The sequence below is a fragment of the Brevibacillus sp. RS1.1 genome (genome assembly GCF_013284365.1).
GTDB lineage: Bacteria > Bacillota > Bacilli > Brevibacillales > Brevibacillaceae > Brevibacillus > Brevibacillus brevis_D.
The window spans coordinates 453,092-479,037 of record NZ_JABSVA010000001.1; the positions used below are offsets into that span (position 1 = coordinate 453,092).

Genomic DNA, 25,946 nt, shown 5'->3' on the forward strand with positions numbered 1-25,946 from the left:
CTCCCGGTGTTACTTTCCCCAACTCATCAGGCGTTAAATTAATGCCTGCGGCAGCAAACATTCGGTCCACTGTCTCCGAACAATTCAAACGATGAGGCGAATCACGGATCGGCAACCCTGTGAGCAGATACAGCCCGTTTGTAATCGTCTGCCAGAAGTCGTAGGGCGTGCCGATGTGGGCAATTCGTGGGCAAAAATGATAAGCCTCTTAAAAATCAAAATTGCCCACCAAATAGAAAACCCCTCGCACCTACAGGCACAAGGGGTTCGCTTATTAGTAAGCAGTCATGTATTGCTCGCGCTCCCAATCGTGAACGCGTGTGCGGAACATATCCCACTCAATTTCTTTCGCTTCAATAAAGTGTACCAATGCATGCTCGCCCAATGCTTCGCAAATTACCGGATCTGCTTTCAGGCACTCGATTGCTTCCTTCAAAGTAGCAGGCAAGTTCTCGATTCCGTTTGCTTCGCGGTCTTGCTCGGTCATCACGTAGATATTGCGATCAATAGCAGCTGGTGGTGTAAGCTTGTTTTTGATTCCGTCCAAACCAGCTTTCAGCATAACTGCCAACGCCAAGTATGGGTTCGTTGCAGGGTCTGGGCTGCGTACTTCAATACGCGTGCTCAAGCCTCTGGACGCAGGGATACGGATCAATGGAGAGCGGTTTTTCGCAGACCAAGCTACGTAGCAAGGAGCCTCGTAACCAGGAACCAAACGCTTGTAAGAGTTTACGAGCGGGTTCGTGATCGCAGTAAAGCTGCGAGCATGTTGCAAAATACCTGCCAGGTAATGCTTGGCTGTTTGGCTCAGTCCCATTACATCGGACTCGTCATAGAAAGCATTTTCTTTCCCGCGGAACAGCGATTGGTTCGCGTGCATACCGGAACCTGCTACACCGTACAGCGGTTTTGGCATGAAAGTCGCATGCAGACCATGTTTTTGCGCGATGGTTTTAACAACCAGTTTGAACGTCAAGATTTGGTCAGCTGCTTGGAGTGCATTCGCATACTTGAAGTCAATTTCGTGTTGTCCTGGAGCTACCTCGTGGTGAGATGCTTCCACTTCAAAGCCCATTTTTTCCAGCGTCAAAACGATATCACGGCGGCAGTTTTCACCGGAGTCGAGTGGAGCAAAGTCGAAGTATCCGCCTTGGTCGTTCAGATCCAGCGTAGGCTCACCTTTTGCATCCAGCTTGAACAGGAAAAACTCAGGCTCTGGACCTACGTTGAAGGCTGTGAAGCCCATTTCTTCTGCTTCTTTCAAGGCACGCTTCAGGATGTAGCGGGGGTCTCCTTCGAATGGAGAGCCATCTGGCATGTGGATATCACAGATCAGACGTGCAATTTTGCCAAACTCATTGCCCCACGGGAATACTACCCATGTATCCAGATCTGGTACCAGGTACATGTCGGATTCCTCGATGCGAACGAAGCCTTCGATGGAAGAACCATCAAACATCATTTTGCCATCGAGTGCTTTTGGCAATTGGGATAGCGGGATTTCTACGTTTTTAATGATCCCCATCAGATCGGTAAACTGCAGTCGAATATACCTTACGTCCTCTTCTTTGGCCATGCGCATGATGTCTTCTCTTGTAAACTTGCTCACATTTCTCTCCTCCAGTCTCTATATCGGCTTTCTATCTAGTGGAAGAAGCGGGAAAGCTCTCCACGTATCAATGCACCCTCGCCATGGCGAGTGGCATCGCGATACATAATCTGTTGCCTTAGGAGCTGATGCAGCTCTTTGTCGGACATGTCCTTGCGTTTCTCTTCGGACGTCGTAGTAATCTCTGTTTGTTCCATAGCAGGTTCTTGCATTTGCAGGACTTGCTTGATCCCTGCAATATTCAGTCCTTTTTCAATCAGAGCCTTGATTTCCAACAAACGATCTACGTCGTTGAAAGAAAAGAGCCTCTGCTTCCCTTCTGTGCGGGCAGGCTGAATTAGGTCGTTTTGTTCGTAATAACGGATTTGCCTCGCAGTGAGATCCGTCAGCTTCATGACGATCCCAATGGGAAAGAGGGCCATATTCCGGCGAAGGTCATCACTCATGACTTGTCCCTCCTGTTTCGTATTTCTTAGTCTTATTCTATTTTATAACAAAATCTCTGTCAATAGATGTTAGATAATATTACACGAAAAGTTATGTACAGTTTTCTCACATAAAAAAACGACATCCTCCATCATCCAGAGAATGCCGCCATTCCTTGCGTTTTTATCTTATTCACCCGGTATTTCGAGCAAGCCTTTTTCCAGCATCCCATTCAACGCCGTCAAAATTCCCACTTTTACGTGCGAGTACGTCAAACCGCCTTGAACGAAGCCCAAGTACGGTGGACGAATCGGACCATCTGCCGAAAACTCAATGCTGGCCCCTTGAATAAACGTACCGGCTGCCATAATCACAGGATCAGCGTATCCAGGCATTTCGCTTGGATACGGAGTGACGTGGGAATCGACTGGTGCTGCTTTTTGTATCCCTTGGCAAAACGTGATCAATCGTTCAGCACTTCCGAATTCCACGGATTGAATCAGGTCGGTTCGCGGCTCATGCCACAATGGATTCGTTTTGAAGCCCAAACGCTCCAGCATTGCTGAAGAGAATACCGCTCCCTTTAAAGCTTCGCCCACGACGTGTGGAGCCAAGAAGAAGCCTTGGTACATCTCCAGTAGCGAGTAGAGCGATGCACCGCCCTCTGCACCAATTCCTGGTGCTGCCATCCGATACGAAGCAAGCTGAACCAAATCCTCGCGTCCTACGATATAACCGCCTGTTTTGACCAAGCCGCCACCCGGGTTTTTGATGAGAGAGCCTGCCATGATATCTGCACCTACGTGCAATGGCTCTTGCTCCTCCGTGAACTCTCCGTAGCAGTTGTCTACAAATACGATCAGATCAGGCTTGATTTCTTTTACAACCCGAATCATTTCTTGGATTTTCGCAATGGTGAAAGAAGGTCGATCTGCATAGCCTCGCGAACGTTGAATCCCGATGACCTTCGTCTTTGGTGTAATCGCTTGTGCGACTGCAACAAAATCAATTTCACCTTCTGGCGTCAAAGGCACGTAACTATAACCGATGCCGTAATCCTTGAGTGAGCCCTGCCCTTCGCCGCGCACACCTACTACTTCTTCCAGCGTATCGTACGGTTTGCCCGTAATATAGAGAAGATCGTCGCCCGGACGAAGAATACCAAATAAAGAAATCGCGATCGCATGCGTACCCGAGATGATATGATTGCGCACCAAAGCAGCTTCTCCACCAAACACTTCAGCGTAAATCGATTCTAACGTTGCACGTCCAGAATCATCGTAGCCATAGCCTGTGGATGTTGAAAAATGAAATTCATTGACTTCATGCTTTTGGAAGGAACGCAATACTTTCAGTTGATTCGTATCCACCAAAGCGGAAATTTGACGGTGTCTCTCTGAGATTGTCGCTTCCACCTCAAGTACGAGAGGACGAAGCTTTTCTCCATGGGAAAAATATGAAAACATCTGTTACTTACCAACTCTCTTCAACAGTCTCTGGTTTATCCAGGAGGAATGGAGCAATCCTGCCGTATATCGGATTATCCTTGTTCACGCGGACGGTGATCAAGTAGGCCGCTTCCTCTTCATTAAATTCTTGTTCCATCTCTACCCCATCCCGATGCAAAAGGGAGAGAATGTCTCCACGTTCGACGGGAACGCGCAGTTTCATCGCATTGAAAGATTGAAGTGCAAATGACTCAATCCGGGTAAGCAGTTGCTTCAGGTCATCTTCCCGCATGGCAGAAATCAAAATCGATTCATCTGCACGCGGCAAGTAAGAACCCTCTGTAAGCATATCTGCCTTGTTGAAAACGACTAAATGCGGAATTTCTTCTGCTTTTAGCTCGCGCAAAATCTTGTCTACAACTTCCATGTGTACTTGGAAATCAGGGTGATGACTATCCACCACATGCAGGATGAGGTCTGCTTCCTTAACGCCTTCCAGCGTCGAACGGAATGCAGCGACTAGACTCGTTGGCAAGTCTTGAATAAAACCAACCGTATCCGTCAATAGCACATCCAGTCCGCTCGGCAGCTCCAATTGCCTGGTCGTCGGGTCCAAAGTGGCAAACAGTTTGTCTTCCTGCAATGTGTTTGCATTCGTAAGCTTGTTGAGGATCGTCGACTTCCCAGCGTTCGTATAGCCGACTAACGCAATCTGGAACACATTGTTTTTCTTCCGACGCTCCCGATGCAACTGTCTCGTCCGAACGGTATCCTCTAATTGCTGTTTGAGCTCACTGATCCGCTTCCGAATATGGCGACGGTCGCTTTCCAGCTTGGTTTCACCTGGACCACGCGTACCGATACCGCCTCCGAGACGGGAAAGCTGCTTCCCTTGCCCGGCAAGCCGCGGCAGCAAGTAGTTGTACTGAGCCAGCTCTACCTGAATTTTCCCTTCACGAGACTGTGCACGTCCTGCAAAAATATCCAAAATGAGCTGTGTGCGATCAATCACTTTGCAATCAAATACTTTATCCAAATTACGAGTCTGGCTCGGAGACAACTCATCGTTGAAAATGATGACGTCTACATCCAGCTCTTCAGCCCTCTGCGCGATTTCATCAATTTTTCCTGTCCCCAAATACCAGGCAGAATCAACCCGGTCCCGATTTTGCGTGATGACGTCCAGTACTTCTACACCAGCAGTATCGGCCAGCTCATGCAATTCTTCCATGGAAAGACGAGTTCTTTCTTCATCCCGGTTATCTAAATAGCAACCAACCAGTATGGCTGTTTCTTGCGTTTTGATCAGATCGTTCACCGATTCACGCCCCTTCCTGATTATCATACCACATTTTGCCCAAAACGTTACGACAGCGGGGCACGCCAACTGAAATCAACTTGTATCATGGGTTACCTGGCGCTTTCTCTGAGAAAAGCTCCTTGACGAAAAGCGGAATCACTTTGCTAATCGCTTTGCGGAGCTCCTTCTCATCGTATCCATCAGGCAGGGAATCCGCCTCTTCCTTGAAGAGATCTTCTTGAATGCGGAGATTCAGATTTTTCAGGATAGCCCCCATGTCTTTTACACCAAAGGTCTCTTCCAGTACACCTTCGTCAATTAATTTGTAAAGAAACTTTTCCACGCGTGCGCGCGTTACATACTGCTCTACGAACAACACTTCTCCTGACTTCGGTTGATTCGGGTCTTTCGGTGGCTTTAGACGTTTGACTTCACTAAATACATCTGTGACGATCTTAACAAATAACTGTCGCCCAAAGCGATCCCGGTAATCGGCATTTTTCACGACAATGCCCTCACCGATTTCTTCATCCCGGAGCCTGCCACCTAGCGCTGTTTTGCCGACAAACGATTTGAGATGCTCTTCTCCTTGGTATTCCCCCTGATAAAAGACCGGTACTAGATGCAAGCCAAGTCGCTGCGCCTTCCTTTCCACGATAGCGAAATCCACATATTCGCAGGCTACAGTATCGTACATATCAAATAAAAAGAACTGCTTTTCATACTGAGGATATTTAATTTTATGCGGATTCAACCACTCTCCGAAATAAACCATGCCCGCCACAATTTCCTCTTTTGCGAGCTGTTGTGTCCACTGAAAAAAGCCATGCAAATTCTCTTCCTCGTGTAATTCCATATTTCGAGAGAATGCCCGGATGTTGTTCGTTTCTTCATCGTATCGAAAGCTTGCATTCGCCCCGTCAAGCTTTTCTTGAATGATAATGAAATTCCCTTCGTTAAATATATCTTCTGTCGTTTGATGTCCGAGACGTATGACGTCCGTATACTTCTTTTGTTCCATCTGAATCCTCCGCATGTTTGATAAAGCCCTTTATTTTGGAAGATTATATCATATTATGGAATTTTGAATGGGATTCCTTGAAGAAAACAGAACGACCATCACTCTTCATCACGGAGTAATGGTCGTTTACCTTTCCTCTTTGGTTAAATGACTCACTTCTCCCGTTTGTGCATTAATTTGCAGAATAATATCTACTTCTCAAGATGTCTACACAAAGTAGACAACGTATTTTGAGATAAACGTATTTGCAATCAAATATACTAGAGTGACATAGATAATAAATATGGTGATATCCAGTGCTTTATTTGTCTTACTACGATTATTTAACCCCAACCTTTTGACACCAAGATAAATGATAGAAAGCGTCACAATGTAATATAGAAAACAACTAAAATAAACAGGCGCAGAATCTCCAAATGCATGTTCATCACCTAGCATATAAACAAATACTTCTCCGAAAAACAAGAAAGTCCCAGAGAGCGAGTATATCATCAAGTATTCTATTATTTTCTTCATAGGATTTACCTCCTTGCTAACACACGCCTACAAACCACTCCAATAACTTGATATCCTGTTTCATCACCATTACTTCCGGAAAAAATTTGAAAGCATTTCTGAATCAGAAGCACTTCCTTCCATTAAGGAAGACGATCTTCTAGATGCAATCAAGTAGTTTCCCAAGGCACTTGTTTATCAGGTGCCTTTCTTATTTTAATGAGCACATCCAATTTCGCCCAGTGACTTTTCCAATTCGATCTCTCGCATAAAAATTGGCAGGTTTTCCGATGTTCCTGAGTATACTTTCTGTATGATGGTCAAGGCAGGTGAAACATGTGAAGCAAGCAGGAGCCATTCCTCAAACTGAGGTGCTCGAATCTTCAAGTAGCAATAATCGAATTCAAGTTGTATTCAATCGTCCAGTAAGTGTTAAACAGCTAAATACTTTACCTGAAATAGTTCGTACCACGTCGAGTTCAAATTTAACAACTGTTTTTGAAGAACTAGAAAGCCTGATTGGTTTACATGAAGCCAAGAAAACGATTTATGAAATTTATGCGCTCATCAAAATGAATAAAGCAAGGGAACGACACGGGCTTAAAATTGAGAAGCAAGTTTTTCATATGGTTTTTAAAGGAAATCCCGGTACTGGGAAAACAACAATTGCACGCCTTTTCGGAAAGATTTTTAAGGAAATGGGTGTTTTAACGAAGGGCCACCTAACTGAAGTTGAACGTGCAGACCTCGTTGGTGAATTTATTGGGCACACGGCACAAAAGACCCGTGATCTTGTTAAGAAAGCCATGGGAGGAATACTGTTTATCGATGAGGCCTACTCTTTAGCTCGCGGTGGCGAAAAAGACTTTGGGAAAGAGGCTGTAGATTGCCTTACAAAATGCCTTGAGGACTTCGGCAATGATTTCGTCTGTATCATTGCTGGGTACAACGATGAAATCGATACATTTCTTGAGTTAAATCCGGGACTGCCTTCACGTTTTCCCGTCCACATCAACTTTGCTGATTATGAGGTGGATGAGTTGATGGAAATTGCGAACGTAATGGCAAAGAACAAGGAGTATAGAATCTCTGCTGAAGCAAGTGAAAAACTGAGAAGAAGATTGCTAACAGTAACGAGTGATCCGTTTCAAGTAAATTTCAGTAATGCAAGATATGTACGAAATAATATAGAAAAGGCAATACGTGTGCAAGCCGTTAGATTGCTCAAAATTCCTGACCCAACCCGTGATGATTTAATGAATTTGAAGTCTGAGGATTTTTCCATTTAAAGACAATAAAATCCCTCATATTGAGGGATTCTACTTTTTCAATCCGAGCTTGTCCAAAGCGAAGCAAAGCACCACGATTCCAAGCAGTGATCCCGAGAGAAACGGGACAACTTGCTGCAAAGGATGGATGAGGGGTGAAATTCCTTTTACCACAAATGCGTGTAAAAAGACCGTCACGATCCCAAATAACCCCACTCCGAACCAGAACAACCATTTTTCCAAGACAGGTACCTGTCTCATGACGATCTGTCTGTTTTTCCGCGCTCTTCGCCCAATCACATACAATATGGCCAAGCCGCCGAAAAGGGTACTACTGTGCTGTAGCAGCTTGTAAACGGGCACGTGATAATAAGCGAACGAGATGGATTGTTGCAAGAACAAGAAGTGGTCAACCATACGACCACCGTCATGCGTGAAGGCGTCCCATGCGATATGACTCAAACTGCCGATTATCGCGGAGTATACAAATACAATTGCCATTTTCCACGCTGGCATTCTGCTTCCCTTGTTTGTGTAGTCCAGCCCTCGCCCCATCCACTCTGGCAACCGTGCAAGCATCGGCTTTTTGACCACGTACCCGTACAAAAGCGCTAATAGGATCGCGATGGGCAAATCAACCAGCCATAAACCGAGCATGGTGTGACTGTACACGCTGAATGGCTGCATCCGGAAAAAATACTCAAAATCGGGTGCCATACTGCCAAAAACAAGGGCAGAGAATGAAAACCACTTGCATTTGCGTAACGGTAGTACAATAGCCGGATGAGCAAAAGTAAAAGGCATGTGCTTACTCCTTTTCTTGATTAGAGCGGCAATAGATTGGCAACTACCTGCTTGCCGCTTACTTGAATCCCTTTATCCTGTTTTCCGCAATGAGCCAGATCTTTGATGAGCTGCTCAATTAATCGCTTGGCTTCCTGACTTTCCTTTTTTTCCAATTTTACAGTCAGCTGCACGGCATCTCCGGATGAAAGAATTCGTTCTGCCTGTCTTTTTTTCGTATCGTAATCATGGTCTTCAATGTAGGCACTTAGACGAATTTCTTTTATTTTTACGCCTTTTTCAGCTTTCCGGTTTTTGGCGTTTTCCTGGATAACCTGTTCCTTATAGTTCGTTCGATTCACTAACTGACAAGGCGGCGGACTTGAAGCCAAAGAAAGACAGACGAGGTCCACTCCCTGGTCTTTTGCCATTTGTAGCGCTTCTTTTGTGGAGATGATTCCGAGATCTTCCCCGTTTACTCCTGTTACATGCACGACAGCCGCTTTTATTTTTTCGTTCAGGATCATCTTGATCTCACCTAACCTGTTCTTTCGATTTTCAAGGACATGATTACTTCTCCAAAGAATGCTGCGTATCCTTCTAAAGCTCGTACATGCAAATCATTTTCATGACGAAGTCCAATCGTTTTTTGTATAATAGGACAAGGCATGAACTTACGGGCGTCTTTCACAGAATATTCGTTAGCACACTAATTCATTGGGGGTACTTTGGTGGAGTTCAGTTATGCAACCGCATTAACCCATTCTGCATCTCATGTAATGAAAATGCATCGGCAAAATGTAGAGTTTCTGATTCAAAAATACGACGTCTATCCCGGCCAGCCCATTCTCTTGATGCGCTTGATTGAAAAGGATGGAATGATTCAAAGCGAATTGGCCCGAAAAATCGGGGTAAAGCCCGCTACGCTTACCGTCATGATTAATCGGATGGCCAAATCGGGACTTGTCGAGCGTAGAGAAGACGAACGCGACCAACGTATCTCCCGTGTTTATCTTACCGACAAAGGTCGGATGGCTACCAAGCATGTCAAAGAAGTATTACGCGTCATTGAGGAAAACTGCTTCATCGGATTCTCAGAGGAAGAAAAGGATGTGTTGCGCGGCTTGCTCGATCGCATGCACAGCAACCTTCAAGCTTATTACTTGCAAAATACGCAACCCACTTCTGAGCTGTAAATAGCTTTTTTCCTGGAAAAACAATGAGAAAGGTTTGACAACTTATCGTGAATCATATGGCAAAAGAACTTGATCCCTCTTCTCTGACTGGCAACAAATCACGACGGCTGTGGATGGCTGCGATTCTAGGATCGCTTTCTGCCTTTGGCCCACTGTCCTTAGATATGTATTTACCTGCACTCCCTATGCTTGCCGATGATTTGCAGACGAGCACCTCCATGACCCAGCTTAGTTTGACAGCATGCATGCTCGGCCTGTCCATCGGTCAATTATTCGCAGGACCGATCAGCGACGTACGTGGTCGAAGAATCCCTTTGATTATTGGACTCATTTTGTATGCGGTCTCTTCCTTTTTGTGTGCGGTAGCTCCCTCTATTTATACGTTCGTCTTACTTCGCTTCGTACAAGGTCTTGCTGGTTCTGCTGGAATTGTTATCGCCCGCGCTACGGTTCGCGATTTGTACGCAGGGACAGAACTGACGAAGTTTTTCGCTCTCTTGATGCTCATTAACGGGATCGCTCCGATTGCGGCACCTATCGTAGGGGGACAAATCCTGGAATTTACGACCTGGCACGGCGTGTTTGTCGTACTGGGTCTGATTGGCGCTATCATGTTTCTCGTCGTGCTGCTCGCTCTTCCAGAAACATTGCCACTAGATCGCCGCTCCAAGGCAGGAATCGGCAATACACTGGCGACCTTTGGTACCTTGCTGAAGGATCGCGTTTTCATGGGTTACGCCATGGCGCAGGGGCTGGTGACTGCCGCTATGTTTGCCTACATCGCCGGTTCGCCGTTTGTGTTTCAAAAAATATTTGAAGTGTCTCCACAAACGTTTAGTCTGATTTTCGCGATTAATGGTGTCGGCATTATTATTGCGAGTCAAATCACTGGGAAGCTGGCAGGTAAAGTGAAAGAAACTTCCTTGTTCATTGTCGGGATTACCATTGCGGGAGTCGGCGGAATTCTCCTTCTGGCAATGATTCTCCTACAAGCTGGGCTTATTGCTGTGCTCGTTCCCCTATTCTTTGTCGTATCCAGTGTAGGGATTGTGGGCGCGACAGGCTTTTCCCTTGCCATGCAAAATCAAAGCAAGGCGGCAGGAAGTGCATCTGCTCTCCAGGGGCTACTTTCCTTCATTAGCGGTGGAATTGTCGCGCCACTTGTGGGAATCGGTGGCGAACATACAGCAGTACCAATGGGGATCATCATTGCGCTTTCTACAATCGGCGCCATTGTCTGTTACGTAGTCATGGTTCGCCGGAGTTCTTCAGCATCCTGATCAATTCCCCTATTGCAAACATACGTTCTGTGTATTACAATCAAATTATGGGCAATAATAGTAAGTGGATTTGACAAGTTGGTCATATGAAAACCAAGGGAGATGTTGACACATGGCATTGCGTTTGATTCCTTACATCGTTTTGGACGGTACTGCAAGTGAAGCGATCAGCTTTTACGAGGGTGCGCTAGGTGCTGAAGTGCTATTCAAGCAAACCTTCGGTGAAATGCCGGAAAATCCGGAGTTCCCATTACCTGCAGAAGCCAAGAATCGTATCGGGCATGCTACTATTCGCGTCGGTGAAACTGAAATGATGTTTTCCGATACCTTTCCAGGTCAACCGCATCAGCCTGGGGATCAAGTGACCATCTGCATCTCGACCGATGATAAAGAACAATCTCATAAGATTTTTAATGCCCTGCAAGAAGGCGGTCAAGTGATTATGCCTCTGCAAGAAACGTTCTTCAGCCCAGCATACGGCAATGTGAAGGACAAGTTCGGCATCACGTTCCAAATTTACACGAATAATCATTGCATGGAGTAATGTGAAAGCCCTGTTCGCTTCAACGGCGACAGGGCTTTTTTATTGATACTTTGGATTTGGACGTTGATGGTATTTCCAACACTCGGGCCAGATCATAAAAAAGAACCAGGATCACATGTATCCTGGCTGTTGGTGTTGCTTTGCTTACTGTTGGTTGTTCTCCTGAGACATGAGTGATACAGGGCGTTGCGGAGTGAAAGTGGAGATCGCATGCTTGTATACTAATTGTTGCTTGCCTTCGCTATCAATCACAATCGTGAAATTATCGAATGCTTTAATATACCCGCGCAATTGAAATCCATTCACAAGGTAAATGGTAACCGCGATGTTTTCTTTCCGCAAATGATTCAAGAACGTATCTTGAATGTTGATCGTCTGTTTCATGTACACTACCCCCTAAAAGGACTTGTATGTTATATATTCGGCAATTGTTGAAACTTTCCTGCCAATATTCGCTTGATAGTTTCCACGTTATTCCTCTGTTCGGCTGAATCGGTCATGTCAAACCAATGAATTTCTTCCATGCGCCGGAACCAGGAAAGCTGGCGTTTGGCAAAATGTCGCGTTCGCTGCTGTATGTCGTTCATCGCTTTTTCTAGCGTGATTTCTCCATACAGGTAAGGGATGAGCTCCTTATACCCTAAGCCTTGCATAGAGACCAGTGACGCGTCGTAACCAGCATCCAAGAGCCCCCTCACTTCCTCAACCAGTCCCGCTTCGATCATGAGTTCGACCCGGTGGTTGATTCGTTCATACAGCTTTGCGCGGTCCATCGTGAGACCAATCATCACCAAATCATAGGGTGAATGCTTCGCCCGGAGCTGAAAGTCGGACATTTTGTACCCGCTGCTTTCATAAATCTCCAATGCGCGAATCACCCGCTTTACATCATTGGGATGCAATCGTTCGGCTGTAATCGGATCGACATCGGCCAATCGGGCGTGTAGTGCTTCCACACCTTCACTGTCAGCCAATCTTTGCAGTCGATCACGCAGCTCAGGGTCTTGAGAAGTGGTGGAAAACTGAAATCGATGAGTAACCGATTCTATGTACAGACCTGTCCCGCCGACGATAAACGGAAGTCTGCCACGTTGGTTGATGTCTGAAATCAACCCTGCGGCACTTTCCTGAAACATCGCAACAGAGTATTCCTCGTCTGGATTTTTAATATCAATGAGGTGATGCGGTATGCTCGCAAGCTCCTCAGGTTCTGCTTTTGCGGTGCCAATATCCATCCCACGGTAAACTTGCATGGAATCACCGGAAATAATCTCACCGTCGAACTGTTCGGCCAGCTCCAGACTAAGCTGGGTTTTGCCGACCGCTGTTGGGCCAATAATTACAACTAGCCTTTCTCTCTGTTGCAAGGTCACTCCCCTCCACCTATCTCTTTGTAGCTGTACACGACCTGCTGGCCGCGGGAGCGAAACGGCGTAAAGCCAAAGCGCTCGTACATCCTACCTTCTTTTCCTTCTTTCATTACCACACGTTTTCTCGCAACACGCTGCGCTTCCAAAACAGCCTCCTCGGAAAGAGCCTCTGGATTGGCGAGCTCACGGACTCCAGCGATCCCCGATGAGCTTTGTACAGTTATCTCGAACATAGGATCGAAATAAACGACGTCGAAGGAACGGGCGGGCAGTCCTCTCAGTACTTCTAGATGGTTGCCACATCGTACCTCAATACGACGCATCGCTTGCTCCAATTCTTCCGCATCGGATGACCAGTGCCGCAGTCCATCTTCTACCAAGATGGCTAGCAATCGCTCAGATTCGATGCCAACAACTTTCCCATTTGCACCAGTCGCATGAGAAAACACAATCGCATCAGCACCCAAACCCAAGGTGGCGTCCAGCACTTTATCCCCTGGATGAATTTGGCAAGCAACAAGCATAGTATCAGTATCGCCGCGCATGAGCCGCTTTATACGAAAAGCAGATGTGTTCGGATGAAAAAAGAATGGTTTTTTCCCCGGTACTTCCAGACGTGCTCCGAGAGCGGAAACCACCAACACTTCTTCTACCCCATATCGCTTGCGCATTTGACCCAATGAAAAATCGCGTCGATTCACAACTTGTAGCCCCAATGTACTAGCCAATTCAGCTGCGTGACGCAAGGTTTCTTCACCAGGCTCAAGTCCTGTCGTAACAATCACGCCTTTGTTCCCTTCCTTACGTCTTCGCCCTTTTGATCAGAACTGCTGTTCCAGAAAAACGACTCGACGGTTTTTACATAAACGGTAACGATCATATTATTGTAAGCAGGATTAATTTGCCGGTCAAATAGAATCTGAACCAAACTTTTTTCCTGTTCGCTATGACAATCATACCATTTTTTATGAAAGCGCGTCGGACTGTAGTATGATTTTCAGTCCATCAGCTTCACCCAAGTAAAAAAGACCCGCGAAGTTCCGTGGGCCTTGTTGCATAGGGGTATACGCCAAGTGAATGAAAAAGTTACCTCCACTCCTCAACGGCAAGGTTTGCCTGTTTGATCCAGTTCAGCCTGCGGTTATTTAACAGACCGAGGTTGTAATAAACAATCGATTGAGCGCCTGCGTCCACCGCTGTTTTCACCCTCGCTGCCAACTCGACTGCTGACTGGATTTGGTTATGGTGCAGGGAAAAAGCGGCTCCCAACGTAGCTTCTGGTGCTACCAGCTTGATTGCATGGAATGTGTAGGCCACATCACCGACACTGTCTCCATAGGCGAGCGGCACGACACGATCGAGAGTAGCCGCTGCTTTTCGCAAAGAAACCCCTTCCCACTATGACTGATTCACTAAAAATGGTGTCGAGGACGGAAAGCCATCCAACGCAGTCCCCAGACTCTGTGCGATCTCCCTCAGGCTCCTCCATAACTGATCTACCGCTTCCAGACGAGATTGCTGATAGTGATACAATTCCGGGTATTCCAGCAGCAAAAAGGCAACTTCTCTCGCTTCAGCGGATACTTGCGAGTGAGAATCGGCATCCACCATCTGACTGACTAGCCTTGATACAAGCTGTCGAACTGCTCCGACATCGATTCGCTGCAATTCGGCACGCTCCGTACATGCCCCGCAAAAACAGAGCGAGAGTAACCATTGCAGCGATTCTCCTAACGGTAAGAGACATACTTCATGATGCTCGCCATGCTTCATCGGCAAAAAGGCAGTCGCTTCGATCAAAATCCGCTCTGGCTTGACCTGCTCTAGCGTATCGGTAAAAAGGGCCTTGGCGTAATGCTGAACCTCAGGCTGCGATGGACATAGTGCATATGTGTATGTATCCCTCCAAATGTTTTGCACACAAAGATCTGGGTAAGCCAAACCAAGTGTAGAATTGTGAAGGCCAACCCACCAAGTATGAAACCCCATCCCTGCCTGCTCACAAGCTTCCTTCATTTTGCCAAGAATGTCTGCTTGTGCGATTGACTCGTGTACAGTCGGGCGCAAACGGTTGTACTTTGACCATTCAGGCGTAAACGATACCCCTGAAAACGGCAGCCTGCGAAACGTTTTGCTTCGCGGGTGAAAAAATCTCCCCTGATGGTAGCTGCTATTGACCACCGCTGTATTACATCTGGCTTCTTGCAATGTTTGCATCACAGCCTCGATACCACTTTCGGCTATATCCCACGGATAGATAAACATCCCGGTTTGGCGTGATGAACTCATTTTGTTTCACCTCGTTTTTGCAAGTAATCATAAGTCAGTGTTTGCCTAAAATCAATTCAAATTTTAGAATTATCTGAATAATACCCCGAACAAATCCCCCCAAATCCCATACATCTTCCATGTTCTTAGTTGCAGGGATACACCCTTCTTCAACATCTCATATTTATCGAATCAGTATATAGTTCATAAATATTTCATTTTTATTTAACATTTTATTATTATTTAGCATTTTATTTTTGTTAGAATCTGAAAGAGTTTTACATTACATATAAAGAAAATAGGGGTTGGCATCATGATTGCACTGGATAATAAATGGAATTCACTTAGGGTGTTCTACGGCCTAACAAAAGAAGACTTAGACCTCTTGTATTCACACAAAGAGTTCTTCAGCACTCACTCAAAAGAAATCGTAGATTGTTTTTATGAAGAATTGGAAAAACATCCTAACTTGGATCAATTGATTCGTACAAATGTAACAATGGACCAATTAAAGAACATGCAGATTTGGTATATCGAAACACTTTCTTCTCATGTTATTGATGAAGAATATGTAAACAGCCGAAAACGAATCGGAACAACCCATGCGAGAATTGGATTGTCTGCTTCTTGGTTTTTGGGTGGATACTCACTGTATTTACGTCTTTTTTCAGAAAGAATTCAATCGCTAGAAAACCCAGCTGCATTTTTTCAGGCTCTTTTCAAAAGAGTTTTTTTTGATTCTGCAATTATTCTTGAACAGTATATCGGTGACACGATGCGTGAAAATGTAAGCTACCGCCTAAATATGGAGCAAATGGCAGTCGAATTGACAGCTACAACCCAGGAAGCGCTTAGAATCTCTTCCGTCTTCACCGACTCCGCAACCAAACTATATGAATACAATGGTGAGATCGCACATTCCATGAATGTGTTAAAGGAGCAGAATGAGGAGATTGAGAAACTCAGCGGCTTCGTAGCAGATGTTTCTACACAAACCAATCTTCTAGGCCTTAATGCTGCGATTGAAGCTGCTAGAGCTGGAGAGCACGGACGTGGCTTTACCGTTGTTGCTAATGAAGTACGTAAATTAGCCGATAAATCAAATGCCTCATCTAAAGACATTTATCAATCTCTACAGAACATTAACAATCAATTACTTAAAATTGATCAACAGGTCTCATTATCAACGGTTTCCGCTGAGCAATTAGATACTACTTCTGAGCAATTATTTTCTATCATCCATAAACTAGATGAAATTTCTCGTCGTCTTCAGAATAAACACTAACTACTTCTGAACGGCCAAAGGAGCTTATTTCTTTGGCCGTGTTCTATTATGTAGCTCCTCCCCTCACGCTTCCAGAACCTCCAACACTGTCAATTGCCGCCGCGAGATCGACCTGTCTTGATACATAGTTCCTCTATTGTTGGTGTTCTACCCCGCCCTGCTGAAAAAACAAGAGCTACTTGTAAACTAGAGTAACTATTTTGATTGATAGATAGCTAAAGTACTAGAGAATCATCTCATGTGTCATACGATATATTCCTATAGCATTTTTCATGTTATTAACATGTTTAAGAAAAGCGGCAGTCTACCGTATGGGGAGCGTATCAGACACGACCAGAAGATAAAGTCCTAGACTGCGGCTTTTTGATTGAACTAACGATACCCGTTCTACGAATTCATGAGCTAGAGTGAGTATTCTTAATCATTTAGAGGGAGTTAAATAACAACTTCAATTTGTGATACGGTTCTCCGCGCTGTCTGTAACGGCAAGTTTTAGAGCCATCCTTTTGCGGGATGGCCCTTTCATTTATGCTCGATCAAAAAACCGTTGTTTTTCGTTACTTCAATCGTTCTTCGATTAAGTTTAACAGTAGTGCTTTCTCTTCGTTAGGAATCCATTCCGATAGTCTAGCCGCTGCAATCGGTAACATCCACTCATCAATGTCACTGAACTGCAGACCAGAATATGAAAGATATTGTTCCAAGTATACTCCGTTTATTTTATCCCTCATCAGTTCAAGTGCATCTTTAACGCTACTTGGAGCCTCATCAGGCAGCGTACCAAAACGGAATAATAGCAAAGTTCGAGCGACATCACCAGCAGGATTACCGATCATCCCTGTCATCCAATCTATTACCCAGTTACGCTCACCGATCATAACATTTTCTGGATGAAAATCACCATGGCATAGACGGTTTCCATCCGGTAGATTTTTCAAATATTCAATGATCTCATGCTTCACTTCGTTAGATAGTTGGGAAGCGTTCTGAACGTTACGAGCCAAGACCTCTTTCTGATTAAGGATGGATGATCCTCCAATTCGTTCCACATCAAGTTCATATTTATGTATGCGATAATGTAGTTCAGCAAACTCTTTAGTCAAGCAATTGAGTTCGTTAGGAAACTGAACACCCATACGAAGCAGTGTTGAGCCCTCAATCCTTTCAAACACAATACCCTTCTTATGATCAAAGTCAATCAAATCGTACGCTCTTGGAGCAGGAATTTCAAGGAAGGCCACAATCCGATTTACTTCATATTCATATTTCACCGCTTCCATTGGAAATCCGTCCCTATAAAGCTTTAATATCTTCTCCTGATCTTGAGCAAATACTTCGGCTGTTCGACCCTCGCTAATCTTTTTCAATGTATCATCTCCTACTTTGAAATCTCCCTGTGATTATGCTTCATATTAGGAATGCTGCCTGCTAACTTAAAAAAGCGAATCTATTACAATTTCTTATATATATCAAGTTCGTGATCCAGACCAAGACCCCTTTTCGAGGGGGCATTATTATTTTCAGGAGGGACGTAAGAATGAGGGTTATCAAGATACGGCAGGACTTTGTCGTCCTGCGCTGCGCTCCTTAATCAGGTTGAGGACTACTTCAACCAACTAAGGGTTGAACATGAGGACGAAGCGGAGAAATTAAGTGTTAGACTCAGAAAAAAAATTAGACTGACTGGCGCCTCATTAAGCTAATTGGCAAATTAGTTTAAGATCAAGCGCGGAGAACCGTATCATAAGTAACGGCAAGTTTTTTCGGAAAATCTCGCAGAAGGCTTGGAAAGGCGCTTTGGTGTGCATGGTTTGGGATGGGCACGCTAGACTGCAAAGTGAGCGCAAACGGGCTTCTGCGAGATTTTTGGGGGTCACTGAAGACCTTCGCCGACGTCGAGGAGTTCGACGTACTCGGGACAACTCCCCAGCAGTCCTCCGTCTTCACGGTTAAGTCCGACGTTTCTTAGATCGCAGACGTTATCACCCGCTTCGAGAACGACGATGTAGCCGTGCCTGTCCAAGCTAAATGTGACACATTATTAATCCTATCCTAATTTTTCTATTGTTAGCTCAGTTTAGTGGTTAATTCTAGATAACGTTTGTTCTTGTTTTTTAGGGGTGAAGAAAAAAGAAAAGCCCCACTTTTTAGTGGAGCAATGCCATCGGGTGCCAGCCAGGACCGCCGTCCAAACGTAGTCCCCAATCAGGACCAGTTAATAGGTCCTCGATGGAAGAAGCTCTGTTCCAGCATGAGATTTGCTTATTGACTTTTGTTTTTCCCGCTTTCTTTTACAGTAGAATACCCTCCCCGGATTTCTCCGCAGGAGGGCATCGATCACATCACACGCTTAAACATTTTTTCTAAGTCATAACCAGTAAAATGAATCACAATCGGCCTGCCGTGCGGGCACGTATACGGACTGCTCGTCTTGCGTAGCTGGTTCAGCAAGCTTTCCATCTCTGCATGCGTCAGGAAGCGGTTCGCTTTAATCGATGCTTTGCAGGACATCATGATGGCAGCTTTTTCGCGCATCAGCACGACATTGGCTTGGGTGTTTTCTCCCGTTTCCAGTACAAACTGAATGAGCTCCTCAATGACCTCAAGCTCAGCCCCTTCTGGGAACCAATGTGGATGAGCGCGAACGATAAAGGTCCGTCCACCGAACGCCTCGATCTCTAAACCAAACGATTGCAAAAGCGACAGTCGTTTCTCCAGTTTGCTTGCCTCTGCAGCCGTATATTCCACCGTATGAGGAAACAGCATGATCTGGCTGGAAATGTCCTCTTCTGCAAGCTTGTCCATGAAATACTCGTAAAAAATCCGCTCCTGCGCGGCATGTTGATCAATTAAATACATGCCTTCGTCATTTTGCGCGACGATGTAGGTACCATGGACTTGACCAACTGGGTACATAACGGGAACAGGCGAATCCGTTTCATTTTCATTGGTGGCTTCCACGAGTGGCGGTGTTTGTTCGGTACCCGCTATGGCTGAATGATCCTCGCTGCTGATTTCATGGATTGGGTACGTAGGAGATGGTGCCTGGGCAATGTCCAATTGTACCGGAATCTTCGGCTCATTAGGCTGGAAAGCTTCCCTCGTGTCTGTTTGATCCAATAGAGTCGCCTGCACGATTTCATGGGGGATAGCCTCTACTTTTGCAGCCTCCAGCTTTTCATAGTTGGCCGCAGTCTCCTTGACCGTGCCGTTCTCAAAAGATGGAGCGATAGGTGTCACTAGATCCACTTGCTTAGTTGGCACCTCCTGCTTGGCCATCCATTCCTGGAGTCGGGGACTCGCAGCGAGTAACGGCGATTGCGGAGTATCAGGCTTGGTAATTTGCAGGTCAAACTGCGGTTGAACAACCTGGGTGACGACCTTAGCTTTTGGTTGAGTAACCATAGGTCTGACAATCCCCAAGCCTTGTCGCAATGTCTCTTTTACCGATTGTTCTATTGCACTGCACAATTCATCTTCTTTACTGAATCTCGCCTCTAGTTTGGCAGGATGTACGTTCACATCTACCAGTGACGGATCCATTTCGATCTGCAAAGCTACAATCGGATAACGACCGATCGGTAACAATGTATGATAACCGCGCATAATCGCATTGTTGATCGAATAGCTACGCACGTATCGACCGTTTACCAGTGTCGAAAGGTAAGAGCGATTCGCCCTTGTCACTTCCATCTTCGAAAGAAAACCAGACCACTTATAATCGAGAGTCTCCCCTGCAATTGGAAGCAACAGCTTCGCGACCTGCACACCGTAGATCGCCGCCATGACGTGCAACAGCTTTCCGTCCCCAGACGTTTGCAAGAGTGTCTTGCCGTTATGAGTCAGCAAGAAGGAGATCGACGGATGAGTGAGTGCAAGCCGATTCACATAATCAGAAATATGTCCGACTTCCGTGGCGATCGACTTCATATATTTCAAGCGAGCAGGTGTGTTGAAAAACAAGCTGCGTACACATACTTCTGTCCCTTTTACAGAGGCCTTATCGGAAATCGTTCCGAGCTGCCCACCTTCAATCAAGAGATGAGTACCTACCTCACTACTGGACGTGCTGCTCGTCAGCTCCATACGCGAGACTGCCGCGATACTCGGCAGTGCCTCTCCGCGAAAGCCCAGCGTACGAATGCGGAATAAATCACGAGCGTTGCTAATTTTACTCGTAGCATGGCGTTCAAAAGCCAGCTGACAATCTTCCCGATCCATCCCCCTCCCATTGTCAACGATCCGAATCATCTCCAGACCGCCTTCCTCAACGTGGATCTCGATTGTCGTTGCACGAGCATCAATTGCATTTTCGACCAGCTCTTTGACAACCGAAGCCGGTCTTTCCACTACTTCCCCTGCAGCAATCATATTGGCGAGTTGCTCATCTAAAACTTGAATGGTTCCCATGAGTGCCTCCCCTCCGGACGAACCCTATCGCTTTTTCAATTGCTGTTTCCATGCATATAGTTTCATCATGGCGTCCATTGGCGTCGTTGAATTCAAATCCAGCTCGCGCAGCTCAGCCATAATCGCTTCTTCCTCCGCTGACGCAAACTGCATCGGCTCTTCACGCACCGCAGCAACTGGTGCCGTCCATAGCGTTTCGAGCGACATTTGGACGTCACTCGCTGCATTTCCATTCCCTGTACTCCCATTTGCTTCAAGTCCGGTTAAGATGCTACGCGCCCGCTCAATGACCCAAGTCGGCATTTCCGCAAGCTCTGCCACATGAATTCCATAACTCTTATCTGCTCGTCCTTCTTCAATTTTGTGAAGGAACAAGAGCTTCCCTTCCCGTTCTTCGCATCGAGCGTTGACATTCACGACACCACTCAACGTCTCAGCTAACCCGGTCAACTCGTGGTAATGCGTGGAGAAGAGTGTTTTGGCACCGATTTTTTGGCAAATGTACTCAATGACTGCTTGTGCAAGCGCCATTCCATCGTACGTCGAAGTCCCGCGACCAATTTCATCGAGCAGGATCAAGCTCTTCGCTGTCGCTTTTTGCAGGGCGTGTCTCGTCTCCAGCATTTCCACCATAAACGTACTGTGCCCGCCTACCAAGTCGTCGGCTGCCCCAATTCGAGTAAAAATCTGATCGACAATCGACAGCTTGGCCTGTTTAGCAGGAACAAAGCAACCGATTTGTGCCATCACCGTGATCAAGGCAATCTGTCTCATGTACGTACTCTTACCCGCCATATTCGGACCCGTAATGAGCAAAACTTGACGATTGGTCTGATCCATCTCCACGTCATTAGCCACGTATTTTTCGCGCTCCAGAACAGCTTCTACCACTGGATGGCGCCCTTCTGTAATGACGTAATCGCCGCTTTCCACAAGCTCAGGGCGTACAAATCCCCGCTCGTCGCTTACTGTAGCAAACGCCTGGAGAACGTCCACAGACGCAATGCGCTCCGCGAGGTTCTGTAGTCTTGGTATATGCTTCGCGACTTCACTTCTTACAGCAACGAATAGCTGGTACTCCAGCTCAATCATCTTTTCTTCTGCTTCCAGAATGAGGGCTTCACGTTCCTTCAACTCTGGCGTGATGTACCGCTCTGCATTGGCCAAAGTTTGCTTGCGCTCATACCGACCAGCCGGAACGTTGGCAATGTTTGATTTCGATATTTCGATGTAATAGCCGAATACCTTATTGAAGCCAACTTTAAGTGAACGAATCCCTGTCGCTTCCCGTTCTCCCTGCTCCAGTTGGGCGATCCACGTCTTCCCTTCACGGCTTGCCGTATGGAGCTTGTCCAGGTACTCATCATATCCCGTCCGAATCATTCCGCCTTCACGAACCGATATCGGGGGATCATCCACAAGGGCATGAGCCAAATAGTTGACCATATCTGTACATTCATCCATCCCATTAGCCAGTTCCATCAATACCGGGGTATTCGTTTGGATCATATACTGCTTCAGCTCTGGAACAGCTTCCAATGACATCCGTAGCTGAATGAGATCTCGTGCGTTCGCATTCCCGTAGGAAATACGGCCCGCCAGACGTTCCAAATCATAGACACGATCCAAGCAAGTCCGCAAATCCGAGCGAAGCAGCATGTCCCCCTTCAAGGCTTCCACAGCGCTCAAGCGTGCCTCCAACTGATCGCGACTGAGCAATGGACGCTCAATCCATCTGCGCAAAAGACGACCACCCATTGCCGTTTGAGTCCGATCCAACAGCCACAACAGGGAGCCTTTTTTCGTCTTATCGCGAATGGTCTCAGTCAATTCTAAATTGCGTCTGGAAAAGCCGTCCATTTGCAGATACTGCTTTGCATCGTACTGCTTTAACAGGCGCATATGGGCAAGGCTGCGTTTTTGCGTCGTCCCTATGTAGAACAAGAGTGCATTGACCGCCGCTCGCATGGACACATCCAGCCCTTTTGCCTGCTCCGCGTATTGACTATCCACTGCAAATACGTCCAGTTGGTGCGCATCCACGACAGTAGATGGCAGTGCTGTCTTCGGCAAAGCAGCGAGACCAAAAAAGACGAGCTCCTTAGGGCGATATTGCAAGGCTTCATCCAGGACACCCTCTGCCTGTCCCGCCAAAGAAGTAACGTACATCTCGCCTGTACTCATATCACACGCAGCAACACCCGTTCGCCCTTCTACTTGAGCCAACGCTGCCATGTAATTGTTTTCCTTATCCGTCAGCCATTTGCCTTCCATCATCGTACCTGGGGTAATGACGCGTGTCACTTCCCGGCGAACGACCCCTTTGGCTTCTTTTGGATCTTCGACTTGCTCGCAAACGGCTACTTTATGTCCTTTTTTCAGTAACTCTGCGATATAGCCGTCTGCCGCATGATGTGGAACTCCACACATTGGTATGCGCTCAGAACCACCACCATCACGTCCCGTCAGTGTAATTTCCAGCTCACGGGACGCAAGAATGGCGTCATCAAAAAACAGTTCGTAAAAATCGCCTAAGCGAAAAAATAAGAAAGTATCCGGATAATCTTTTTTGATAGCCAGATACTGTTGAATCATCGGGGTATATTGAGCCATGATTTTCTTCTCCTAGCCTACTAATTCTCGTCGCTATTATATCATGATTGAACGGTAATGTTGACCCTGCATCCGATGGTAGTATCCGTTTATGGTAGCTTCCATATCTTGCGCAGGTCTTCATCCGTTCTCCACGATTGACTCTCGATTAAAAACGAAAAGTATCGATCCAAATGAATTCGTGACAGCGTATAGCCTGGTAGCTCCTTTACTTCTTGCCAGACTTGAACTACGTACGGCAGGAGCTTTTCTTTTTCGCCTTGGTAGTATGCTTTGATTAGCGGTAGCTTGAGATGAGGCGTCGCTTGTAACTTCTCGTGATTGGTTGCAACCAAATGGGCCAAATGAAGAATCCCACGAGCGACAAGGGGATCAACGAGCCAGCTCGGGAGTGTACGGTATTCGAATCCATATTCCTTCTCCCTTACATCCCCCAAAAATCCATAACGCTCTCTGCGCCTCATACAGCCTGCATCCTCAATCAGAACAAGAGGAAGAGCCAAGTACGCATCCAGCTTTCGCCGAAGAGAAAAAGTAGGTGTGAGCCCGCCAAAATGAATATGCCCGCCGATTGGATAACCTTGAAACGGCATTCCTCCAGCGAGCCATTCGATAGACGCGTCCCCTATTTTTTGGTAGGCGAGTGCCAGATTATCGTAGATATGCGCAAATAATTGATCAGGGTCCTCCGATGGCGCAGGTCTCAACTCTGCAACCGGGTGCTGATGGAGACCTAATTCTTCCCGGTAGCGTGTCGTATCACATCCAACCGCCCCATTGATGCTCAGAAAGTCAGAAGCAAGTGCCATCTCTCCTGTGGGCTTGCGTAAAGCAAATTCCGGATCAGCCCCCAAACTTTGTAGCGTTTGCGGCTGTTTACGCATCCGAGCTTCCCACCAATCTCGGGCACGCTGCATATATTCGTCAGCATACCTGGCTGGCCAATTTGGTTCCACCTCGACGACCTTAAGTCGATGGGGAGAAGCCGCCATGATCGTCACTTGACCCGCATCCGCTCCCGCGGCATACAAACTGCGCGCAGCCAGCCCTTGCACCATCTGAATCTCTGTTTCAGTGGAAGGCAAGGTGACGGAATGCCACTCGGGTTCCTGCAGACGATGCAGCAGCCAATGTGATTGCTCCTCGCTTCTGGCGATATCCAGTACATAGTCTTGGTAAAGGCATACCCTATATGTTCGCCAGCCCGGTCGCGCTGTCTTTCCTGTTACAGGTATTCGCCCCTGCCGGAGCAACCAGCGACCGATTTCAGGACGATGTAAATAGGCTACGACTTCTTTCGCGTTGGCCGTCATCGGTTGTGTTGCTGGCGTTTCCTGCCCGTTAGCTCGCTGACTCGTTTTTGTGCGTAGAATCATGCCTTCCACACTCCCTCGCTGTTCTTTCGTTATCTTATGAATGCGCCCAGAAAAAAGTGTGAATGACCTGTATCCGAAAAAAAAGAAAAAAGAGGAGATAATTTCTCCTCTTTAGTCGAGCTCGTCGAGTAGCGTAGCTGAATCAAAGTCATCAAACTCGTCACTGTTATCTTCAAAGTCGTCAACCAGATGGAATTCTTTGTCATCACAACTATTGCAGACAACAACGCACACCTTTGTTTCTCCAATGACCTCTACTGCATATTCGCTTTCAACTCTGACCGTGATTGTGCCACCACCACTTAACTCCGCTTTTATGCACTTCGGTTGCTCCACGGCACGTGCAACGATTTCCAGATCGCCTCTGCAGTTCTTGTCGAAGAACGTAAGCGGTACGAGAACGGAGAAATGAACCGTTTCCCGCTTGACTTCGGTTTGCGTGTTATTAGCAAACGAAAACCACAGGTTGACGTCATACGTACCAGATACTTCAACGGCATCTCCGACTTTCTCTGCTTGGAAGTTCGTGTTTATAACCCAGCATCCGAGGATCGTCGAAGGAGTTTGCGACGGTATGATGGTGTGGGTGGTAATAGAAAATTTATGGCCTTTGCCGCAGACTGCTTTCGCGATAAGTTCCCGGCACTGTAGATCTTTGTCTATACCCGACATTTCGTTACCTCCTCCATACAACGTTTCTGTACATTTGTATGCAGGGCATTCGACTAGCGTGCAAACAACCACCTTATATTTGGGAAAGTTGTTGGGTATTGATCAGAACAGCGCCGGGAAGGCTTTCTATCAAGAATTAGGAGCAGCAGCCGTCAGATTTTTTCTTTTCAGGCCCGCCACCAGTCTTTCCAGTCAATGGGTTTCCGCCTGTATCCAAAATAATACGCTCCGAAACGGTGTTCGTGATCACGTTCGTGACCATTTGCAAAAGATCGTTCACATCAACCTGCGATTGCTTGAATTCCGTAACGATTGGAATGGCATCCAGCTCTTCGTGCAATTGGTTGTACTCGTCTTCCACTTTTTTCACCAGTTCCGGCTTGTTGATGGATTCAAACATCACCATTTGCTTTTGTTTCTGCTTCAATGTATCAATCAAATCTTGCACACGTTCATTGTGTTTGATTTGCAGTTCAGCACGTTTGAAGAAATCAACTTCATTCGTACGCGAGATCATAGCGGCAAGCTCGCGAGCTTTATCGAGAATTTCCTTCTGTGTAAAAACGTTTGTTTGTTCCATAA

General features: G+C 46.4%; 24 protein-coding genes. 5 read left to right on the forward strand and 19 right to left on the reverse strand.

Annotation, left to right across the window (positions count from 1 at the left end; all coding sequences use genetic code 11):
- Positions 1-274: 274 nt before the first annotated feature.
- The 6 genes from glnA to HP570_RS01955 form a co-directional block, all read right to left on the reverse strand.
- Entirely contained in the window at positions 275-1,609 is a 1,335-nt protein-coding gene (gene glnA, locus HP570_RS01930; RefSeq protein WP_015891640.1) for a type I glutamate--ammonia ligase, read from the reverse strand.
- Positions 1,610-1,644: 35 nt separating this feature from the next.
- Positions 1,645-2,055 (reverse strand): MerR family transcriptional regulator, encoded by a 411-nt coding sequence (locus HP570_RS01935; protein WP_015891641.1) that lies wholly within the window; start codon positions 2,053-2,055, stop codon positions 1,645-1,647.
- Positions 2,056-2,223: 168 nt separating this feature from the next.
- Positions 2,224-3,501, reverse strand: coding sequence for a methionine gamma-lyase family protein (locus HP570_RS01940; protein WP_015891642.1), 1,278 nt, complete (start codon positions 3,499-3,501; stop codon positions 2,224-2,226).
- A 7-nt stretch (positions 3,502-3,508) separates the two neighbouring features.
- Positions 3,509-4,801 carry a GTPase HflX gene (gene hflX / locus HP570_RS01945; protein WP_015891643.1) on the reverse strand — a complete coding sequence of 431 codons (1,293 nt, stop codon included), beginning with the start codon at positions 4,799-4,801 and terminating at the stop codon, positions 3,509-3,511.
- An 85-nt stretch (positions 4,802-4,886) separates the two neighbouring features.
- Positions 4,887-5,804, reverse strand: coding sequence for an RNA ligase family protein (locus HP570_RS01950; protein ID WP_173624744.1), 918 nt, complete (start codon positions 5,802-5,804; stop codon positions 4,887-4,889).
- Between the two features lie 207 nt (positions 5,805-6,011).
- A complete protein-coding gene (locus HP570_RS01955) occupies positions 6,012-6,320 on the reverse strand; it encodes a hypothetical protein (RefSeq protein ID WP_173624745.1) in 309 nt (102 codons plus the stop codon).
- A 317-nt stretch (positions 6,321-6,637) separates the two neighbouring features.
- Here HP570_RS01955 and HP570_RS01960 point away from each other — a divergent pair, with 317 nt between their 5' ends.
- Positions 6,638-7,588 carry an AAA family ATPase gene (locus tag HP570_RS01960; protein ID WP_041749481.1) on the forward strand — a complete coding sequence of 317 codons (951 nt, stop codon included), beginning with the start codon at positions 6,638-6,640 and terminating at the stop codon, positions 7,586-7,588.
- A gap of 30 nt (positions 7,589-7,618) precedes the next feature.
- On the opposite strand, the gene HP570_RS01965 is transcribed toward HP570_RS01960, so the two are convergent.
- Both HP570_RS01965 and infC read right to left on the reverse strand, forming a co-directional pair.
- Positions 7,619-8,371 (reverse strand): DUF4184 family protein, encoded by a 753-nt coding sequence (locus tag HP570_RS01965; RefSeq protein WP_173624746.1) that lies wholly within the window; start codon positions 8,369-8,371, stop codon positions 7,619-7,621.
- A 20-nt stretch (positions 8,372-8,391) separates the two neighbouring features.
- Positions 8,392-8,877 carry a translation initiation factor IF-3 gene (gene infC / locus HP570_RS01970; RefSeq protein ID WP_016743406.1) on the reverse strand — a complete coding sequence of 162 codons (486 nt, stop codon included), beginning with the start codon at positions 8,875-8,877 and terminating at the stop codon, positions 8,392-8,394.
- A gap of 201 nt (positions 8,878-9,078) precedes the next feature.
- On the opposite strand from infC, the gene HP570_RS01975 reads away from it, so the two are divergent.
- The 3 genes from HP570_RS01975 (at position 9,079) to HP570_RS01985 (ending at position 11,370) form a co-directional block, all read left to right on the forward strand.
- On the forward strand, positions 9,079-9,546 hold the full coding sequence (locus HP570_RS01975; protein WP_015891650.1) for a MarR family winged helix-turn-helix transcriptional regulator: 468 nt from the start codon (positions 9,079-9,081) through the stop codon (positions 9,544-9,546).
- A gap of 56 nt (positions 9,547-9,602) precedes the next feature.
- Positions 9,603-10,826: a multidrug effflux MFS transporter gene (locus tag HP570_RS01980; RefSeq protein ID WP_217364479.1), complete on the forward strand. Its 1,224-nt coding sequence runs from the start codon at positions 9,603-9,605 to the stop codon at positions 10,824-10,826.
- Positions 10,827-10,938: 112 nt separating this feature from the next.
- Entirely contained in the window at positions 10,939-11,370 is a 432-nt protein-coding gene (locus HP570_RS01985; protein WP_064202666.1) for a VOC family protein, read from the forward strand.
- Positions 11,371-11,514: 144 nt separating this feature from the next.
- Here HP570_RS01985 and hfq read toward each other — a convergent pair whose 3' ends face one another.
- The 5 genes from hfq to HP570_RS02005 all read right to left on the reverse strand — a co-directional run bounded on the left by hfq (position 11,515) and on the right by HP570_RS02005 (position 15,029).
- Positions 11,515-11,754: an RNA chaperone Hfq gene (hfq, locus tag HP570_RS01990; protein WP_007719110.1), complete on the reverse strand. Its 240-nt coding sequence runs from the start codon at positions 11,752-11,754 to the stop codon at positions 11,515-11,517.
- A 29-nt stretch (positions 11,755-11,783) separates the two neighbouring features.
- Positions 11,784-12,743 (reverse strand): tRNA (adenosine(37)-N6)-dimethylallyltransferase MiaA, encoded by a 960-nt coding sequence (gene miaA, locus HP570_RS01995; protein WP_173624748.1) that lies wholly within the window; start codon positions 12,741-12,743, stop codon positions 11,784-11,786.
- Positions 12,740-13,525: a class I SAM-dependent methyltransferase gene (locus HP570_RS02000; RefSeq protein WP_016743401.1), complete on the reverse strand. Its 786-nt coding sequence runs from the start codon at positions 13,523-13,525 to the stop codon at positions 12,740-12,742. Before HP570_RS02000 ends, miaA begins: the two co-directional genes overlap by 4 nt.
- 301 nt (positions 13,526-13,826) lie before the next feature.
- On the reverse strand, positions 13,827-14,123 hold the full coding sequence (locus HP570_RS29440; protein WP_254494986.1) for a hypothetical protein: 297 nt from the start codon (positions 14,121-14,123) through the stop codon (positions 13,827-13,829).
- Positions 14,124-14,138: 15 nt separating this feature from the next.
- Positions 14,139-15,029, reverse strand: a complete 891-nt coding sequence (locus HP570_RS02005; RefSeq protein WP_254494988.1) for an alpha-amylase family protein — start codon at positions 15,027-15,029, stop codon at positions 14,139-14,141.
- Between the two features lie 292 nt (positions 15,030-15,321).
- On the opposite strand from HP570_RS02005, the gene HP570_RS29860 reads away from it, so the two are divergent.
- Positions 15,322-16,293 carry a globin-coupled sensor protein gene (locus tag HP570_RS29860; protein WP_087346669.1) on the forward strand — a complete coding sequence of 324 codons (972 nt, stop codon included), beginning with the start codon at positions 15,322-15,324 and terminating at the stop codon, positions 16,291-16,293.
- Between the two features lie 557 nt (positions 16,294-16,850).
- On the opposite strand, the gene HP570_RS02015 is transcribed toward HP570_RS29860, so the two are convergent.
- The 6 genes from HP570_RS02015 to HP570_RS02040 all read right to left on the reverse strand — a co-directional run bounded on the left by HP570_RS02015 (position 16,851) and on the right by HP570_RS02040 (position 25,944).
- Complete coding sequence (locus HP570_RS02015; protein WP_173624749.1) at positions 16,851-17,660, reverse strand: aminoglycoside phosphotransferase family protein; 810 nt, start codon at positions 17,658-17,660, stop codon at positions 16,851-16,853.
- 970 nt (positions 17,661-18,630) lie between these two features.
- The gene (gene mutL, locus HP570_RS02020) at positions 18,631-20,703 is read right to left on the reverse strand and encodes a DNA mismatch repair endonuclease MutL (RefSeq protein ID WP_173624750.1); all 2,073 of its coding nucleotides are present in this window, start codon (positions 20,701-20,703) and stop codon (positions 18,631-18,633) included.
- A gap of 24 nt (positions 20,704-20,727) precedes the next feature.
- A complete protein-coding gene (gene mutS, locus HP570_RS02025; protein ID WP_173624751.1) occupies positions 20,728-23,316 on the reverse strand; it encodes a DNA mismatch repair protein MutS in 2,589 nt (862 codons plus the stop codon).
- An 89-nt stretch (positions 23,317-23,405) separates the two neighbouring features.
- Positions 23,406-24,692 (reverse strand): putative amidoligase domain-containing protein, encoded by a 1,287-nt coding sequence (locus HP570_RS02030; protein ID WP_173624752.1) that lies wholly within the window; start codon positions 24,690-24,692, stop codon positions 23,406-23,408.
- Between the two features lie 111 nt (positions 24,693-24,803).
- Positions 24,804-25,364, reverse strand: a complete 561-nt coding sequence (gene cotE, locus HP570_RS02035; RefSeq protein WP_015891662.1) for an outer spore coat protein CotE — start codon at positions 25,362-25,364, stop codon at positions 24,804-24,806.
- A 136-nt stretch (positions 25,365-25,500) separates the two neighbouring features.
- Positions 25,501-25,944 carry a YlbF/YmcA family competence regulator gene (locus HP570_RS02040; protein WP_173605038.1) on the reverse strand — a complete coding sequence of 148 codons (444 nt, stop codon included), beginning with the start codon at positions 25,942-25,944 and terminating at the stop codon, positions 25,501-25,503.
- Positions 25,945-25,946 lie beyond the last annotated feature (2 nt).

Bases quoted from the DNA above. Each gene is read 5' to 3' on its own strand.
- HP570_RS01935 (WP_015891641.1), bottom strand. From the start codon at position 2,055: ATGAGTGATGACCTTCGCCGGAATATGGCCCTCTTTCCCATTGGGATC.
- HP570_RS01940 (WP_015891642.1), bottom strand. From the start codon at position 3,501: ATGTTTTCATATTTTTCCCATGGAGAAAAGCTTCGTCCTCTCGTACTT.
- HP570_RS01950 (WP_173624744.1), bottom strand. From the start codon at position 5,804: ATGGAACAAAAGAAGTATACGGACGTCATACGTCTCGGACATCAAACG.
- HP570_RS01955 (WP_173624745.1), bottom strand. From the start codon at position 6,320: ATGAAGAAAATAATAGAATACTTGATGATATACTCGCTCTCTGGGACT.
- HP570_RS01965 (WP_173624746.1), bottom strand. From the start codon at position 8,371: ATGCCTTTTACTTTTGCTCATCCGGCTATTGTACTACCGTTACGCAAA.
- infC (WP_016743406.1), bottom strand. From the start codon at position 8,877: ATGATCCTGAACGAAAAAATAAAAGCGGCTGTCGTGCATGTAACAGGA.
- HP570_RS01980 (WP_217364479.1), top strand. From the start codon at position 9,603: ATGGCAAAAGAACTTGATCCCTCTTCTCTGACTGGCAACAAATCACGA.
- HP570_RS01985 (WP_064202666.1), top strand. From the start codon at position 10,939: ATGGCATTGCGTTTGATTCCTTACATCGTTTTGGACGGTACTGCAAGT.
- hfq (WP_007719110.1), bottom strand. From the start codon at position 11,754: ATGAAACAGACGATCAACATTCAAGATACGTTCTTGAATCATTTGCGG.
- HP570_RS02005 (WP_254494988.1), bottom strand. From the start codon at position 15,029: ATGAGTTCATCACGCCAAACCGGGATGTTTATCTATCCGTGGGATATA.
- HP570_RS29860 (WP_087346669.1), top strand. From the start codon at position 15,322: ATGATTGCACTGGATAATAAATGGAATTCACTTAGGGTGTTCTACGGC.
- mutL (WP_173624750.1), bottom strand. From the start codon at position 20,703: ATGGGAACCATTCAAGTTTTAGATGAGCAACTCGCCAATATGATTGCT.
- mutS (WP_173624751.1), bottom strand. From the start codon at position 23,316: ATGGCTCAATATACCCCGATGATTCAACAGTATCTGGCTATCAAAAAA.
- HP570_RS02030 (WP_173624752.1), bottom strand. From the start codon at position 24,692: ATGATTCTACGCACAAAAACGAGTCAGCGAGCTAACGGGCAGGAAACG.
- cotE (WP_015891662.1), bottom strand. From the start codon at position 25,364: ATGTCGGGTATAGACAAAGATCTACAGTGCCGGGAACTTATCGCGAAA.
- HP570_RS02040 (WP_173605038.1), bottom strand. From the start codon at position 25,944: ATGGAACAAACAAACGTTTTTACACAGAAGGAAATTCTCGATAAAGCT.